Source organism: Mycobacterium sp. 663a-19, from assembly GCF_035616495.1.
Taxonomy (GTDB): Bacteria; Actinomycetota; Actinomycetes; order Mycobacteriales; family Mycobacteriaceae; genus Mycobacterium.
The window spans coordinates 260,181-274,619 of the sequence record NZ_JAPJAV010000008.1 but is presented as its reverse complement, the minus strand read 5'-3'; the positions used below and the strand labels follow the sequence as shown (position 1 = coordinate 274,619).

At 68.8% G+C, this 14,439-nt stretch carries 17 protein-coding genes and 1 tRNA gene; 11 read left to right on the top strand and 7 right to left on the bottom strand.

Going from position 1 to position 14,439, the window contains the following annotated elements:
• Positions 1 to 15: 15 nt before the first annotated feature.
• From OQ968_RS16625 to OQ968_RS16615, 3 genes are all read right to left on the bottom strand, one after another.
• Positions 16 to 780 (bottom strand): SDR family oxidoreductase, encoded by a 765-nt coding sequence (locus OQ968_RS16625; protein ID WP_324679722.1) that lies wholly within the window; start codon positions 778 to 780, stop codon positions 16 to 18.
• A 1-nt stretch (position 781) separates the two neighbouring features.
• Complete coding sequence (locus OQ968_RS16620) at positions 782 to 1,828, bottom strand: phosphotransferase family protein (protein ID WP_324679720.1); 1,047 nt, start codon at positions 1,826 to 1,828, stop codon at positions 782 to 784.
• Positions 1,829 to 1,899: 71 nt separating this feature from the next.
• Positions 1,900 to 2,589: a class I SAM-dependent methyltransferase gene (locus OQ968_RS16615; protein ID WP_324679718.1), complete on the bottom strand. Its 690-nt coding sequence runs from the start codon at positions 2,587 to 2,589 to the stop codon at positions 1,900 to 1,902.
• Between the two features lie 90 nt (positions 2,590 to 2,679).
• Between OQ968_RS16615 and OQ968_RS16610 the strand changes: the two genes are divergently transcribed.
• Positions 2,680 to 3,288 (top strand): histidine phosphatase family protein, encoded by a 609-nt coding sequence (locus tag OQ968_RS16610; protein WP_324679717.1) that lies wholly within the window; start codon positions 2,680 to 2,682, stop codon positions 3,286 to 3,288.
• A gap of 9 nt (positions 3,289 to 3,297) precedes the next feature.
• Positions 3,298 to 4,344, top strand: coding sequence for a phosphotransferase family protein (locus tag OQ968_RS16605; protein ID WP_324679715.1), 1,047 nt, complete (start codon positions 3,298 to 3,300; stop codon positions 4,342 to 4,344).
• On the opposite strand, the gene OQ968_RS16600 is transcribed toward OQ968_RS16605, so the two are convergent.
• The gene (locus OQ968_RS16600; RefSeq protein ID WP_324679713.1) at positions 4,341 to 4,703 is read right to left on the bottom strand and encodes a LapA family protein; all 363 of its coding nucleotides are present in this window, start codon (positions 4,701 to 4,703) and stop codon (positions 4,341 to 4,343) included. The genes OQ968_RS16605 and OQ968_RS16600 overlap by 4 nt on opposite strands.
• 93 nt (positions 4,704 to 4,796) lie before the next feature.
• Here OQ968_RS16600 and OQ968_RS16595 point away from each other — a divergent pair, with 93 nt between their 5' ends.
• From OQ968_RS16595 to OQ968_RS16575, 5 genes are read left to right on the top strand one after another with little or no spacing between them, the layout of a single operon-like run.
• The gene (locus OQ968_RS16595; protein WP_324679711.1) at positions 4,797 to 5,720 is read left to right on the top strand and encodes an ABC transporter substrate-binding protein; all 924 of its coding nucleotides are present in this window, start codon (positions 4,797 to 4,799) and stop codon (positions 5,718 to 5,720) included.
• Positions 5,717 to 6,817, top strand: a complete 1,101-nt coding sequence (locus OQ968_RS16590; protein WP_324679708.1) for an ABC transporter ATP-binding protein — start codon at positions 5,717 to 5,719, stop codon at positions 6,815 to 6,817. The genes OQ968_RS16595 and OQ968_RS16590 overlap by 4 nt, the downstream gene beginning before the upstream one ends.
• A 2-nt stretch (positions 6,818 to 6,819) precedes the next feature.
• Positions 6,820 to 7,509 (top strand): ABC transporter permease, encoded by a 690-nt coding sequence (locus tag OQ968_RS16585; protein WP_324679706.1) that lies wholly within the window; start codon positions 6,820 to 6,822, stop codon positions 7,507 to 7,509.
• A complete protein-coding gene (locus OQ968_RS16580) occupies positions 7,506 to 8,252 on the top strand; it encodes an ABC transporter permease (RefSeq protein ID WP_324679704.1) in 747 nt (248 codons plus the stop codon). Before OQ968_RS16585 ends, OQ968_RS16580 begins: the two co-directional genes overlap by 4 nt.
• A gap of 4 nt (positions 8,253 to 8,256) precedes the next feature.
• Entirely contained in the window at positions 8,257 to 8,856 is a 600-nt protein-coding gene (locus OQ968_RS16575) for a putative glycolipid-binding domain-containing protein (protein WP_324679702.1), read from the top strand.
• On the opposite strand, the gene OQ968_RS16570 is transcribed toward OQ968_RS16575, so the two are convergent.
• A complete protein-coding gene (locus OQ968_RS16570; protein ID WP_324679795.1) occupies positions 8,819 to 9,763 on the bottom strand; it encodes a prephenate dehydrogenase in 945 nt (314 codons plus the stop codon). The two genes, OQ968_RS16575 and OQ968_RS16570, sit on opposite strands and share 38 nt — an antisense overlap.
• Positions 9,764 to 9,894: 131 nt before the next feature.
• Here OQ968_RS16570 and OQ968_RS16565 point away from each other — a divergent pair, with 131 nt between their 5' ends.
• From OQ968_RS16565 to OQ968_RS16550, 4 genes are all read left to right on the top strand, one after another.
• Positions 9,895 to 10,416 carry a tRNA adenosine deaminase-associated protein gene (locus tag OQ968_RS16565; protein WP_324679700.1) on the top strand — a complete coding sequence of 174 codons (522 nt, stop codon included), beginning with the start codon at positions 9,895 to 9,897 and terminating at the stop codon, positions 10,414 to 10,416.
• Positions 10,413 to 10,874, top strand: coding sequence for a nucleoside deaminase (locus OQ968_RS16560; protein WP_324679698.1), 462 nt, complete (start codon positions 10,413 to 10,415; stop codon positions 10,872 to 10,874). Before OQ968_RS16565 ends, OQ968_RS16560 begins: the two co-directional genes overlap by 4 nt.
• A gap of 29 nt (positions 10,875 to 10,903) precedes the next feature.
• Positions 10,904 to 10,993, top strand: a tRNA-Ser gene (locus OQ968_RS16555).
• 82 nt (positions 10,994 to 11,075) lie between these two features.
• Positions 11,076 to 12,338, top strand: a complete 1,263-nt coding sequence (locus OQ968_RS16550; RefSeq protein ID WP_324679696.1) for an HNH endonuclease signature motif containing protein — start codon at positions 11,076 to 11,078, stop codon at positions 12,336 to 12,338.
• 359 nt (positions 12,339 to 12,697) lie between these two features.
• Here OQ968_RS16550 and OQ968_RS16545 read toward each other — a convergent pair whose 3' ends face one another.
• A complete protein-coding gene (locus OQ968_RS16545; RefSeq protein ID WP_324679694.1) occupies positions 12,698 to 13,654 on the bottom strand; it encodes an HTTM domain-containing protein in 957 nt (318 codons plus the stop codon).
• Positions 13,651 to 14,298, bottom strand: coding sequence for a hypothetical protein (locus OQ968_RS16540; RefSeq protein WP_324679692.1), 648 nt, complete (start codon positions 14,296 to 14,298; stop codon positions 13,651 to 13,653). Before OQ968_RS16540 ends, OQ968_RS16545 begins: the two co-directional genes overlap by 4 nt.
• Between the last annotated feature and the right edge of the window lie 141 nt (positions 14,299 to 14,439).

Genomic DNA, 14,439 nt, shown 5'->3' with positions numbered 1-14,439 from the left:
TCGTTCAGGGTCCTTTCAGGGAATGCCGCCGTCGGCCCGCAGGATCGAGCCGGTGGTGAAACTGGACGCGTCGGAGGCCAAAAACAGTGCGGCGCCGACGATTTCGCGCGGCGCGCCGGCGCGTTCCAGGAAGAGGTGGCCGAACCTATTCGTGGCGTCGTCTTCCAGGCCCCAGGCCTTGCTGATGTCGGTCAGGTACGGTCCGGCCATCAGCGTGTTGACCCGCACCGTGGGCCCGAACGCCTGCGCCAGCCCCTCGGTCATGGCGTTGAGCCCGGCCTTGGCGGCGGCGTAGGGGATGATGCCGCCGTTGGGGCGCAGCGACCCGGTGGAGCTCACGTTGATGATGGATCCGCGGCCGGCGGCCACCATCCGCTCGCCCACCAACGCCGATAACCGGAAGGGCCCCTTGAGGTTCAGGTTGACCACCGCGTCGAACAGCTTCTCGGTAACGTCGGTCAGCTTGTCGTACAGCGGCGACATGCCCGCGTTGTTGATCAGCGTGTCGACCTTGCCGAACGCGTCGTAGGTCGCCTCGACCAGCCCGTCGAGCTGTTCCCACCGCCCGACGTGCACCTGGTACGGCATCGCGGAGCGGCCGGTCTCGGACTCGATCTCCTTGGCGGTGGCCACGCAGTTGTCCATGTTGCGGCTGGCGATCACCACGTCGGCGCCGCAGCGCGCAACCCCGAACGCCATCTCGCGCCCCAGCCCGCGGCTGCCGCCGGTGATGAGCACGACGCGATCGGTGAGGTCGAAAAGCTGGTCCGCGTAACCCATTTCAGCGCCCCTTGCTCGGCAGCGATCGGGCGAGCCCGGCCGCGGTGGCGATCAGCTGCGGGATCATCGCCCCGAAGGTGTCGGTGATCTTGGGGTCCACCTTCCCGGTGCGCACCCCGGCCGCATAGGTCTTCTCCAGCACGATGCCCAGTTTCCAATTGGCCAGCACGAGGTAGTAGTCGATGTTCTCGGTGGACAGCCCGCTGATGGTCTCGTAGTGCTCGAGCAGTTCGCTGCGCGTCGGCATGCCCCGCATGTCCAGATAGAACCCGCCGGCGCGCGGCTCCTCGCCGTCGTAGCCCAGCAGCGCCCAGGCGAGGTCCAGCAGCGGATCACCGACCGTCGTCATCTCCCAGTCCACGATCGCGGCCAGCCGGGCCGGCGCACCGTGGGCGAACATCACGTTGGCGAATTGGTAGTCGCCGTGCATGATGCCGGGCCGGTAGTGCACGGGCCGGTTGCGGCGCAGCCAGTCGGCGGCCTCGTCCAGGCCGGGCAGCTCGCGGACCTTGTAGGCGTCCAGGAACTTCAGCCAGCGATCGACCTGCCGCTCGTGAAACCCGTCGGGGCGGCCGAATCCCTCGAGCCCCTGGGCACGCCAGTCCACCCGGCCCAACCTGGCGGCGCCCTCGACCAATTCGAACGCCAGGCCGCGTCGCGCCCGCAGGTCGGTGTCGAACGGCGCCTGCCATCCGCCGTCCATCGGGCTCCACCCGTCGATGGCCCGCATCACGTAGAACGGCATGCCCAGCACGGTGCCGGTGTCGTCGGCGGCGATCAGCGCCGCGTGCGGCACGTCGGTGCCCGACAGCGCCCGCACCAGCCGGATCTCCCGCAGCAGCCCGTCGATGCGGGCGGCGTCGGCGCGGGCCCCCGGCATCCGCAGCACCATGCGCTCGGGGCCGCGCTCGATCAGGTACAGGGTGTTCTGCGAACCGCCCTTGAGCTGCTCCAACAAGGGTTCTTCGCCGGTGCCGGGCGCGTCGTTGGCATCCAGCCACCGCCCCAGCACCCCGGGATCCAGGTGGGTTTCGCCGGCACCGCTCATCGATCGACCGTCATCCGCACACCCCGCTCTCCGCAGAGAGAATAGCATTCTCCACGAGCCTGGGAAGAGTTTCAGTGTTCGGCCTTGTGGGCGCTGAGCAGGAACCCCGGCGCCATGAAGTGACCTTCGCCGTCGTACTCGACCTCGGGCAGCGAACCGCCGGACGACGCGAGCGCAACCGCGTTGCCGTAGAGCCTGGCGGGGCGGACGTCGTCGACGCGCCAAAGCGTCGCGACGGCGTCGTGCAGCTCGGTTTCGGTGAAGCCGCGCGGGCCGGGCCCGTCGCTGTCGGCCCGCTCGCCGAGCGCCCCGGCGACGAACGCCAGGATGAACAGCGACGCCCCCGGCGCGGCGGCCCGGAAGATCGACCGCAGGTAGTCCTGGCGCTTCTCGGGCAGCAACGCGTGGAACAGCCCGCTGTCCAGGACGGTGGCGAAGCGGCCCTCGGATCCGGGTGGGTAGTCCCGAAACCTGGTGACGTCGGCCCGCGCGAAAGTCGCTGTGGTCAGCCCTTGTTGGGCGGCGGCGGCAGCGGCGGCCTCGACCGCGGTCGCGCTGGCGTCCAGGCCGACGACCGTGTAGCCGCGCGCGGCCAGCGCCAGCGACAGGGCGGCATGGCCGCAGCCGGCGTCCAGCACGTCGCTGCGGATCCTGCCCTGGTCGATCAGCACCGCCAGCTCGGGTTGCGGCCGGCCGATGCTCCACGGGGGTGGCGTTTCCTGTCGGTAGGCGGCGTCCCAATCCATGCCCGGCTGCGTCATCTGTCCCTCCTCCAGATCCGGCGGCGAGGCGCGGTGAGAGAGTTAACGGCGCCCCTAACCACAGCCAACCACTCGACGCAAGGGAGAGACATGCAAGTGCTGCTCGTCCGGCACGCGCTGCCGCTGCGCAGCGAACACGGCCAGGGCTCCGACCCCGACCTGTCGGACGAGGGCTTGGCACAGGTCGCCCGCCTGCCCGAGGCGCTCGGCCGGTTCCCCATCTCCCGCGTGGTCAGCAGCCCGCAGCGGCGCGCCATCCAGACCGCCGAACCGGTCGCGGCGGCCCGGCAGCTGGCCGTCGAGGTCGACGAGCGATTCGCCGAATACGATCGCGACCTTCCCGTCTACATCCCCGTCGAGCAGATCCGCGCGGAAAACCCCCGCGAGTGGGAGCGGATGGCCCAGGGCCATCTGCCCAGCGCCGTCGACGCGGACGCGTTCCGGGCGCGCGTGCTGGCGGCGGTGCGCGACCTCGTGGGCGCGGGCGATCCCGAAGACACCGTCGCGGTGTTCAGCCACGGCGGGGTGATCAACCTGCTGCTGCACGAGATCCTCGGGACGGCCCGGCTGTTGTCGTTCCCCGTGGACTACGCGTCCGTGACGCGCCTGCTGTACTCGCGCTCCGGCCAGGCGACGGTGGCGACGGTCAACGCGGTCGAACACGTGTGGGACCTGTTGCCGCGCAACCAGCGATGGTAAACAAGTTCGGTGACTTCGGCTGACCGACTCGACGGGCTCGACCTGCCCGCGCTGGACCGGTACCTGCGCTCGCTCGGCATCGACCGCGACGGCGAATTGCGCGCGGAGTTCATCTCCGGCGGCCGCTCCAATCTGACGTTCCGGGTCTACGACGACAAGACGAACTGGCTGGTGCGACGCCCACCACTACACGGGTTGACGCCGTCGGCCCACGACATGGCCCGCGAGTACAAGGTGGTTGCGGCGCTGCAGGACACGCCCGTGCCGGTGGCCCGCGCGATCGCGCTGTGCGAGGACGACTCGGTGCTGGGCGCGCCGTTTCAGATCGTCGAATTCGTTGCCGGGCAAGTGGTCCGCCGCCGCTCCCAGCTGGAAGCCTTCAGCCACACCGTCATCGACGGCTGCGTCGACGCGTTGATCCGGGTCCTCGTCGACCTGCACAACGTCGACCCGAACGCGGTGGGGCTAAGCGATTTCGGCAAGCCCAGCGGCTACCTGGAACGCCAGGTGCGGCGCTGGGGCTCGCAGTGGGAGCTGGTCCGGCTGCCCGACGACCACCGCGACGCCGACGTGGAACGGCTGCATTCCGGTCTGCGCGAAGCCATTCCGCGGCAGAGCCGCACCTCGATCGTGCACGGCGACTACCGCATCGACAACACGATCCTGGACTCCGACGACCCGACGCGCGTCCGCGCCGTCGTGGACTGGGAGCTCTCGACGCTGGGGGACCCGCTGTCCGACGCGGCCCTGATGTGCGTGTACCGCGACCCCGCGCTGGACTTGATCGTCAACGCGCAGGCCGCGTGGACGTCGCCGCTGCTGCCCACGGCCGACGAGCTCGCCGACCGGTACTGTCTGGCCGCCGGGACCGCGCTCGCGCACTGGGAGTTCTACATGGCTCTGGCCTACTTCAAGCTCGCCATCATCGCCGCGGGCATCGACTTCCGCAGGCGCATGTCCGACCAGGCCCGCGGCGCGGACTCCGAGCACACGCCCGAGGTGGTGGCGCCGTTGATCTCCCGCGGGCTGGCCGAGCTCGCCAAGCAGTCCGGCTAGCCGCGTTCCGACCGCGACGCCGCCGCGTGGTGCTTCTTGGCCGCGCGGCGCAGCTGCAGGATCCGCGCGGTCCCGACGGCGACGGTGATCAGGCCGCCCACCACGGCCGCCAGCAGAATGGCCACTCCCAGCGGCAGACTCCAGTGCCAGCCCAGGAACTGAAACTGCGTCGACGCCGTGTTCTGTGCGATGAAGATCAGCAACAGGATCAGGATCAGGAACCCGGCGATCAGCGACGTCCACAGGGCGCCGGCGCGGGTGAACCCGATGGCCGGTTCCGCCGGCTTCGACCCACCCTTCGGCGGTTGTTGCGCGGGTTTGGGCGGCTCGCCGGGCGGGGCGGGGCTTTGGCTGCTCATATCGCCATCTTTGCCCCATCGGGCCCGGAATGAAACCACACCACGCTGGAAAGCTTGCGGCGCCCCGTCGTTTCTGCGGTTAGTGTCACCGGTATGAGGAAGTTGCCGGCGGCGTTGCTGGCGACGGTTTGCCTGATTGCGGCATGCAGCAATTCGGATCCGCTGGGCGAAGAGACCCGCAGCATGAAGTCCATCGTCGTGGGCTCCGGCGATTTCCCCGAGTCCCAGATCGTGGCCGAGATCTACGCGCAGGCGTTGCAGGCCAACGGGTTTGACGTCGGGCGCCGGATGGGGATCGGCAGCCGTGAGACGTACATCCCGGCGCTCAAGGACCATTCCATCGATTTGGTACCGGAATACATCGGCAATCTCCTGCAGTACTTCGAGCCCAAATCCACGGTGACGATGCTCGATGCCGTCGAATTGGAGCTCTACAAGCGACTGCCCGGCGATCTGTCGATTCTGACGCCCTCGCCGGCATCCGACACGGACACCGTCACCGTCACCGGCGGAACCGCCGCGGACTGGCACCTCAAGACGATCGCCGACCTGGCGGCGCATTCGCCGGACGTGAAGTTCGGGGCGCCCTCGGACTTCCAGGCCCGCCCCGCCGGGTTGCCCGGCCTGAGGCAGAAGTACGGCCTGACCATCAGCCCGGGCAACTTCGTCGCCATCGAGGACGGCGGCGGCGCCGTGACGGTGCGCGCGCTGGTCGAGGGCAGGGTCAACGCCGCCAACATCTTCAGCACGTCGCCGGCCATCCCTCAGGAACACCTGGTGGTGCTGGAGGACCCCGAGCACAACTTCCTGGCCGGTAACATTGTGCCGCTGGTGAATTCGCAGAAGAAGTCCGATCGCCTCAAGGATGTGCTCGACGCGGTGTCGGCGAAGCTGACCTCGCCCGGGGTGGCCGCGCTCAATGCCGCGGTGGCGGGCAACTCGGGCGTCGATCCCGGCCAGGTGGCCCGAAACTGGGTGCGGGACAACGGCTTCGACCATCCGCTGGGGCAGGCGTGATCCGCTTCGACGACGTCAGCAAGGTGTTTCCCGGCGGTGGCACCGCGGTGGACCGGCTGAGCCTCGACGTGCCCGACGGCAGGCTGACCGTGTTCGTCGGCTCGTCCGGCAGCGGCAAGACGACGGCGCTGCGGATGATCAACCGCATGGTCGAGCCGACCTCCGGCACCATCACGGTGGACGGGGTCGACGTGTCCACGGTCGACCCGGTGAAGCTGCGCCTCGGGATGGGTTATGTCATCCAGAACGCGGGCCTGATGCCGCACCAACGGGTGATCGACAACGTCGCGACCGTGCCGGTGCTCAAGGGCCAGAGCCGGCGGGCGGCCCGCAGGGCCGCCTATCGGGTGCTCGAACGCGTCGGGCTGGACGCCCGGCTCGCCACCCGTTATCCGGCGCAACTGTCCGGCGGCGAACAGCAACGCGTCGGGGTGGCCCGCGCCCTGGCCGCCGACCCGCCCATCCTGCTGATGGACGAGCCGTTCTCGGCCGTCGACCCGGTCGTCCGGCACGAGCTGCAAAACGAAATGCTGCGCCTGCAAAGCGAATTGCGCAAGACGACCGTGTTCGTGACCCACGACATCGACGAGGCGCTGCGGCTCGCCGACCGCGTCGCGGTGTTCGGACACGGCGGCGTCCTGCAGCAGTACGACGAACCGGCCCGGCTGCTGTCGCGACCGGCGAACGACTTCGTGGCGCGGTTCATCGGCCTCGGCCGCGGCTATCGCTGGCTGCAGCTCATCGACGCGTCCGGGCTGCCGCTGCACGACATCGAGCAGATCCCGGTGAGCGCCCTGGCCAACGGCGGCGGCGCGCAGATCACGGCGGGCTGGAAACTGGTCGTCGACGACGGCGTGCCGCTGGGCTGGATCGACGCCGACGGCTGGCGACGGCACCGCGGCGGGGCGCCGTTGTCCGACAGCATCAGCGCCCTGGGCGCGCAGTTCCGTCCCGACGGCAATCTCAGCCAGGCGCTCGACGCGGCGTTGTCCTCGCCCTCGGCCGTCGGCGTCGCCGTCGACCAGGACGGCAGGGTTGTCGGCGGCATACTGGCCACCGACGTCCTGGCCGCGGTGGAAGCCCGGCGGCGGCTCTGACCATGCACTACCTGCTCACCCATCTGCACGACGCCTGGGCGCTCGCAGTGGTGCATCTGCGGCTTTCGCTGCTGCCCGTGCTGATCGGCCTCGCGGTATCGGTGCCCCTGGGTGTGCTCGTGCAGCGCGCCCCGATTGCCCGACGGCTGACCACGGCGACAGCCAGCGTGGTGTTCACCATCCCGTCGCTGGCGTTGTTCGTGGTCTTGCCGGTGATCATCGGAACCCGAATCCTCGACGAGGCCAACGTCATCGTCGCGCTGACCGCCTACACCGCCGCGCTTCTGGTGCGCGCGGTGCTCGATGCGCTGGACGCCGTGCCGGCGCAGGTGCGCGACGCCGCGACCGCGGTCGGCTATCCGGCGATCAAGCGGATCGTGAAAGTCGAACTGCCGCTGTCCATTCCGGTGCTGATCGCCGGTTTGCGGGTGGTGGTGGTGACCAACATCGCGATGGTCTCGGTGGGCTCGGTGATCGGCATCGGCGGACTGGGCACCTGGTTCACCATGGGCTACCAGACCAACAAGAGCGATCAGATCCTTGCCGGCATCGTCGTCCTGCTCGTGCTGGCCATCGTCATCGACTTGGCGATCGTGCTGGCCGGCCGCCTCGTCACGCCCTGGGAGCGCGCCGCGCGTCCGGCCCGCCGGCGCCGCGCGGTCGCGGCACCGATGGCGGGAGGTGCCCGATGAGCTTCCTGCAGCAGGCGATCTCCTACCTGTTGACCGCCGCTAACTGGACCGGCCCGGTCGGGCTGGCGGCGCGCATCCTGGAGCACCTGGAGTACTCGGCCATCGCGGTGGGCGCCTCGGCGCTGATCGCCGTTCCGGTCGGGGCGATCATCGGGCACACCGGCCGCGGCACGCTGCTGGTGGTGGGCGCGGTCAACGGGCTGCGCGCGCTGCCGACGCTCGGGGTGCTGCTGCTGGGAGTGCTGATGTTCGGGCTGGGCCTCGGCCCACCGCTGGTGGCCCTGATGCTGCTGGGCATCCCGTCCCTGCTGGCGGGCACCTACGCGGGCATCGCCAGCGTCGACCCGACGGTGGTCGACGCCGCCCGCGCGATGGGCATGACGGAGGCCCAGGTGCTGCTGCGCGTCGAGGTGCCCAACGCGATGCCGTTGATCCTGGGCGGGCTGCGCAGCGCGACGCTGCAAGTGGTCGCGACCGCGACCGTGGCCGCCTACGCCAGCCTCGGCGGGCTGGGCCGATACCTGATCGACGGGATCAAACAGCGCGAATTCCAGCTCGCTCTGGTCGGCGCGCTGGCGGTGGCGGCGCTGGCGCTGATCCTCGACGGCCTGCTGGCGTTGGCGGTGTGGGTCTCGGTGCCCGGCAGCGGGCGGCTGCGCAAGGCCGTCGGCGGGCGCGGGCACGTGACGTCGACCGCACTTGTGGACAAACCTGCCGCGGTCGGCGGAGACGCTTTACGGTAGGAGGGTGAACGCAGGCCCCAGTGATCCGACTCCGCGAGTCTGGCCGGCGATGTTGACCTGGCGTGCGCAGGACGTCTCCCGCATGGAATCCGTGCGAATCCAGGTGTCCGGCAAGCGAATCAAGGCGAACGGCCGCATCGTGGCCGCGGCTACCGCGACCAATCCGGCGTTCGGCGCATTCTACGAAGTGCAGACCGACGACACCGGCGCCACCAAGCGGTTCGGGCTGACCGTCACGCTGGCCGAGCGCGAACGCCAGCTGGCCATCGCCCGCGACGAAGAGAACATGTGGCTGGTGACCGACCATCAGGGTGAGTCGCGCGCGGGCTACAACGGCGCCCTCGACGTCGACGTGGTGTTCAGCCCGTTCTTCAACGCGCTGCCGATCCGGCGCCTCGGGCTGCACGACCACGCCGAGTCGATCGCGTTGCCGATGGTCTACGTGAACGTGCCCGAGATGACCGTCACCGCGGCCGTCGTCAACTACACCAGCGGGGGCAGCCTCGACGAAATCAAGCTGCGCTCACCGGTCGCCGACACCACCGTGAGCGTCGACGCCGACGGCTTCATCGTCGACTATCCAGGCTTGGCAGAGCGGATCTGATCACGCCGCCCGCCCGGCCCGCGGCGGCCAGCTCCTCGCGCCAGTTCTCCGCGCCGATGACGACGGTGAAGATGTCGGAACGCGGGAAGCTGTCGAAACGGGTTCGGGCCGCATGCCCGGCCTCGACGAGCTCGGCCGCCGAGTTGTCCCAGTCGAGGGAGTCGCGGGTGCGGCTCAGCAACTCGATCGCCCGGTCCAGGACCGGCAGCAGTTGCCCGGAGTTGCCTTCGCACATCGCGCGCACCAGGTCGGGCGCGGTGGCGGCCACCCGGGTGCCGTCGCGGAAAGACCCGGCGGCCAACGCGAAGGACAGCGGGACCTCGGCCGCGGTGATGGCCAGCGCCTCGGCGAGCAGGTGCGGCAGGTGCGAGATGGCGGCCGCCGCGGCGTCGTGCTCGTCGGACCTGGCCGGCACCACCACCGCGCCGCAGTCCAGCGCCAGCGTCATCACCATCGACCACACCGCGGGGTCCACATGGTCGTCGACGCTGACGACCCACGGGGCCGCCGTGAACAACCCGGCGTGGCCGGCCATCCAACCCGATTCGGCGGTGCCCGTCATCGGGTGACCGCCGACGAAGCGCGACAGCAGACCGGCCGCGGCGACCTCGTCGTGCACCGCGCGCTTGACGCTGGTGACGTCGGTCAGCGGGCAGTCGGGCGCCAACTCGCTGACGTGGGCGAGCATTCCGGGCAGCGCCGGCATCGGCACGGCCAGCACGATCAACGCGCCGGTGTCCGCGGCGCGGGTCAGCGTTTGGGTGAGATCGGTGCTGGCGTCGAAGCCGTCGGCGCTGGCTCCCTGCGCGCCCTCGACCGAGCGGTTGTAGCCGAACACCTCGCGGCCGGCTTTTGCCGTCGCCCGCATGATCGAGCCGCCGATCAGTCCCAGACCGAGCACGCACAGCGGTGTATTTCTCGCAGACCGGGCCACAGTCCAAGGTTGGCACAGTCCGCCGCGCCGTGGGGGTTCAGGTTCGCGCGCCCGGGTCCGGCTGTCTGGTCAAGGGGCCTGGTCAGCGACTAGCGTAGGCGGCCATGGGAGCACAACGGGCCTCCGCACAGGGCCCGTCCGCGGACATACCGGACGGCTTCGGCGTCGCGGTCGTGCGCGAAGAGGGCCAGTGGCGTTGCTATGCGATGGCCACCAAGTCGCTGACGAGCCTGTCGGCGGCCGAGACGGAGCTGCGCGAACTGCGCAGCGCCGGAGCGGTGTTTGGGCTCCTCGACGTCGACGACGAGTTCTTCGTCATCGTGCGCCCGGCGCCGTCGGGGACCCGGCTGCTCTTGTCGGACGCGACCGCCGCGCTGGACTACGACATAGCGGCCGAAGTGCTGGACAACCTGGACGCCGACATCGACCCCGAGGACCTCGAGGACGCCGAGCCGTTCGAGGAGGGCGACCTGGGGTTGCTCTCCGACATCGGGCTGCCCGAGGCGGTATTGGGGGTCATCCTTGACGAGTCCGACCTGTACGCCGACGAGCAGCTGGGCCGCATCGCGCGGGAGATGGGCTTCGCCGACGAGCTGTCGGCGGTGCTCGACCGGCTCGGTCGGTGAGTGTTTCCGACGAAGACCTGATCCGCACCGCGCTGGAGGTCGCCGCGACGGCCGGTCCCCGTGACGTCCCGATCGGTGCGGTGGTCGTCGGCTCCGACGGAACCGAACTCGCCCGGGCGGTCAATGCCCGTGAGGCCCTTGGCGATCCGACGGCGCACGCCGAGATCCTGGCGATGCGGGCGGCGGCCGCGGCGCTGGGCGACGGGTGGCGGCTGCAGGGCACCACGCTGGCCGTGACCGTCGAACCGTGCACGATGTGCGCGGGCGCGCTGGTGCTGGCCCGCATCGAGCGCCTGGTCTTCGGCGCCTGGGAACCCAAAACCGGGGCGGTCGGGTCGCTGTGGGACGTGGTCCGCGACCGTCGACTCAACCATCGCCCGGCCGTGCGCGGCGGCGTGCTCGCGCGGGAGTGCGCCGCGCCCCTGGAGGCCTTCTTCGCCCGCCAGCGATTGGGGTGAGGTGGGGACGGTTCGGTAAGCTGCCTGGCGGTGGCGTGTCCGAGCGGCCTAAGGAGCACGCCTCGAAAGCGTGTGACGGCTAACACCGTCCGAGGGTTCAAATCCCTCCGCCACCGCCACTGTGATGTCGCGAGACATCGGACGGCGCGCACCCCGAGATCGTGGCCGGGACTTGTCGTACCCCTCTGTGACGATGTGGTCATGTCGTCGACCGCAGCGCTTGCCTCGGAGTTGCGTCCTGCCGATCGGCTGGGGGTGCTGTTTGAGGAGTTGGCGGAGTTGGCCGGTCAGCGCAACGCGATTGATGGGCGCATCGTGGACATCGTCGCCGAGATTGATGGTGACCAGTTGTGGGGTGCCACCGGCGCGCGTTCGCTACCGGCGTTGGTGGCCTGGAAGTTGGGTTTGTCGTCGACCAACGCCCACACGATCGCCACCGTCGCGGCCCGGGTTGAGCAGTTTCCGCGCTGCGTGGCGGGGATGCGGGAGGGCCGGCTGTCGCTGGATCAGGTCGGGGTGGTCGCCGGGCGGGCCGGCGATGGATCCGATGAGCATTACGCGCAGTTGGCCGCCGTGGCCACGGTGGGCCAGTTGCGCACCGCGGTCAAACTCGAACCGCGACCCGAACCCGAGCCCCCTGATCCCGAGTGCTGGACACCACCGGCGCGCTCGATCACCAAGACCGCCGATGAGAATTCCGCGTGTTATCGGATCAAACTCGGCCACGACGACGCGGCCAAGTTCGACGCGGCGCTGCAATCGCATTTGGATGCGCTGATCGCCGAGTGGAAACACGACCGCGACAACACCGGGCCGGCATCGGATAACCCGCCGCCGCTGCCGGGCACCATCGAGGCGTTTCTGCGGCTGGTCGAAACCGGGTGGGACGCCGAGGCGGCGCGGCGCCCGCACGGCCAGCACACCACCGTGGTGATGCATCTGGACATCGCCCAGCGCCTCGCCGCACTGCATCTGGGCCCGCTGCTCACCGACGCCGAACGCCAATACCTGACCTGTGATGCCACGGCCGAGGTGTGGTTCGAACGCGACGGTCAGCCCATCGGCGCCGGGCGCACCACCCGGCTGATCAACCGCCGGCTGCGCCGCGCGCTCGAGCACCGCCACCCCACCTGCGCGGTACCCGGCTGCGGGGCCACCCGCGGCCTGCACGCTCATCACCTCCAACATTGGGAAGACGGCGGGCCCACCGAGCTGGCCAACCTGGTGCTGGTCTGCCCGTATCATCACCGGCTGCACCATCGCGGCATCATCACCATCACCGGGCCCGCCGACGCGCTGCGTGTCACCGACAGCGACGGGCGACCGCTGAGCCCGGGCTCGCTGGCGCGCCCACCAACCCAACCCCCACCCGCGGTGCCACCATGCCCCGGGCCCCTCGGCGAACGCGCCGACTGGTGGTGGTACGACCCCTTCCAACCCCAACCACCACCGACAAACAACTAGAAGGTATCGCGTCCTGGGGCCTCGCTCACATGTCGCGCTCGCGAGGATGGCCGCGGGGATCTGATGTAAAACCATTTCTTTGGGGGCATTAGGCGGAGCACAACTGGGTGGATACGGCTTGGCCCGGCTGATCCGGGCGTCGGTGGTGCGACGCCAAGGTAAGCAAGCATCGGTTCTCCTAGGGCACCTCCTGTTGACCCCGGGTCGACGGGGGTGTCAGCCGTCGTAGGTCAGTTGCGGCGACTGGCCATTCTGTGCCTAGGCTTTGCCCACTCTCTCGAATGAATGGGACTTGTGGAGAGTGACGGCAACAGAACTGAGATCGGTGTCGACGAGGTCCGCGTAGGTAGCCGCACGCGCTATCGGACCGAAGGCGAGTCCACATTCGAGCCGCGGTCACGGCGCCCTAGCACCTGTTTTAGCCTGTCCGGCAGGTGCTTTACCGTCTCGGGCGGGACCCACGCGAGATACATGACAAACGTTGCATAGCTAAAAATGCCGATCTGGATCTGCAGGTCGATCATCACGTGCATCAGCACGCCGGCAGACAGAACCCACGGCCGAAAACGCGGGAACCACACCAGGATGGCGACTGCCAACTCAATCGCTATCGCTCCCCAGGTGATCACATTCATCGCCAGCGCGTTCGTCCCGAACCACTGCGGTACCGGCACACGTTGCATGTCTTCGACCCGCAACGCATAGGAGACAGCAGTGCCGTTCAACCATGTCTCGCCCGACAACTTTGATCGCGCAGCCGCGAGGTAAATGAGCGACAGTTGAACCTGAATCAGCCGAATCGGCCAGTTCGTTTTCGTCTGCGCCGACCAGAACGATCCCGTCCTGCGCCTCTGGTCGAGCGATAACGCTGCCCCGCTAGGTGATACCGCGAGAAATAGCGCCTCAATCCTGACCAGGACGTCGCCCGCGTTGAAGGCCGAGGAAGCCCGCCGCTCGAACGACAAGATCAGGATGAAGACGACGACGGCCGCAAGCCTGCTGTGCCAGCCGACCAGCAGTGCGATGGCCGACAACACCAGCACGATCACCCCGATCAGGATGGCCTCCTTGCTGTTCCAGATTTCGAAAGTCCCCCAAGTGTGCGCGACCGATGGCTGCGTGGGGGTCGCCCCGTCGGGATCCAGAAACGCGTTGCGCATCGGTAAGAGCCACAGACCCCAAAGGATCGCGAGCGCACCGAACGCCATTCGCACCAGGCCCAGGGTGTACATCTGTTGCGGCTCAAACCAAAACGATTGCCAAACCCGGCCGGCCGCCGACAGCCGCAGTCGAACCGAACGCGCGATTCCGGTCATCGGTTGCCTGTCAGCTCTTCGCTGTAGAGCGTCTCGACGGCCGTCCGCCTGGGTCCGCTCACGCCCGGCGGCGGAATGTCCTCCGTTCGGAGACGCATGTCGACGCGGACAGGATGGTCGCCGGGACGGGTCATTTCACGGACGACCCAATGGACGAAATCCGGGCGGGTCTGCTGCTCGGTCAGCAGGGTCTCCTTGAATTTGCGCCAGCGATGTGAGAACGCAACACCGAATACCGGATTGAGCCGGGGAAGTGTCCACACCTTGTCAGAACCATCCGCCATCGCGACGTGTACTTCGATGTTCTCCTGCCGCTGTGGCGGATTGGGCGCGTACATCGACCAGTTCTGATCAAGCCCGAGCGGAAGTGCGATCGGCCTGAGAAGCGGCACCACGGCTCGCGTGATCGCAGCGTCCGGCAAGTTCCAGACCACGCCGATAGCGAGGATGACCACAATCATCGCGCTGGTCGCGCTCTCACGGATGCGTGGCGGGTTGAGCGCCCTGGCTCTGTGTTGGACTGCCAGCCACGTAGCGGCCAAGCGAGGAGCCTTCTGTTCGTCCCAGTCCTTCGTCGTCAGCCGGCGACGCATGCGATCCGGTGTCGGCATCCGCATTGGCTGCGGTGGGCGAATCTTCGGCATTGCACCTACCTGTGTAGGCGGATCGCTTGACAATCGACGCCCGGGCCGTCATGTGGGAGCACACAAATAGTAAATGGTTTGGGACTCGCATTTGCGCGAACCGGGACCGTGTATTCCTAGGCCGGTTGCCGCGTTGTTGCC

Excerpts from the sequence above, each read along its gene's own strand:
- OQ968_RS16625 (WP_324679722.1), bottom strand. The coding sequence starts at position 780 with ATGGGTTACGCGGACCAGCTTTTCGACCTCACCGATCGCGTCGTGCTC.
- OQ968_RS16620 (WP_324679720.1), bottom strand. The coding sequence starts at position 1,828 with ATGAGCGGTGCCGGCGAAACCCACCTGGATCCCGGGGTGCTGGGGCGG.
- OQ968_RS16615 (WP_324679718.1), bottom strand. The coding sequence starts at position 2,589 with ATGACGCAGCCGGGCATGGATTGGGACGCCGCCTACCGACAGGAAACG.
- OQ968_RS16610 (WP_324679717.1), top strand. The coding sequence starts at position 2,680 with ATGCAAGTGCTGCTCGTCCGGCACGCGCTGCCGCTGCGCAGCGAACAC.
- OQ968_RS16600 (WP_324679713.1), bottom strand. The coding sequence starts at position 4,703 with ATGAGCAGCCAAAGCCCCGCCCCGCCCGGCGAGCCGCCCAAACCCGCG.
- OQ968_RS16595 (WP_324679711.1), top strand. The coding sequence starts at position 4,797 with ATGAGGAAGTTGCCGGCGGCGTTGCTGGCGACGGTTTGCCTGATTGCG.
- OQ968_RS16585 (WP_324679706.1), top strand. The coding sequence starts at position 6,820 with ATGCACTACCTGCTCACCCATCTGCACGACGCCTGGGCGCTCGCAGTG.
- OQ968_RS16580 (WP_324679704.1), top strand. The coding sequence starts at position 7,506 with ATGAGCTTCCTGCAGCAGGCGATCTCCTACCTGTTGACCGCCGCTAAC.
- OQ968_RS16565 (WP_324679700.1), top strand. The coding sequence starts at position 9,895 with ATGGGAGCACAACGGGCCTCCGCACAGGGCCCGTCCGCGGACATACCG.
- OQ968_RS16550 (WP_324679696.1), top strand. The coding sequence starts at position 11,076 with ATGTCGTCGACCGCAGCGCTTGCCTCGGAGTTGCGTCCTGCCGATCGG.
- OQ968_RS16545 (WP_324679694.1), bottom strand. The coding sequence starts at position 13,654 with ATGACCGGAATCGCGCGTTCGGTTCGACTGCGGCTGTCGGCGGCCGGC.
- OQ968_RS16540 (WP_324679692.1), bottom strand. The coding sequence starts at position 14,298 with ATGCCGAAGATTCGCCCACCGCAGCCAATGCGGATGCCGACACCGGAT.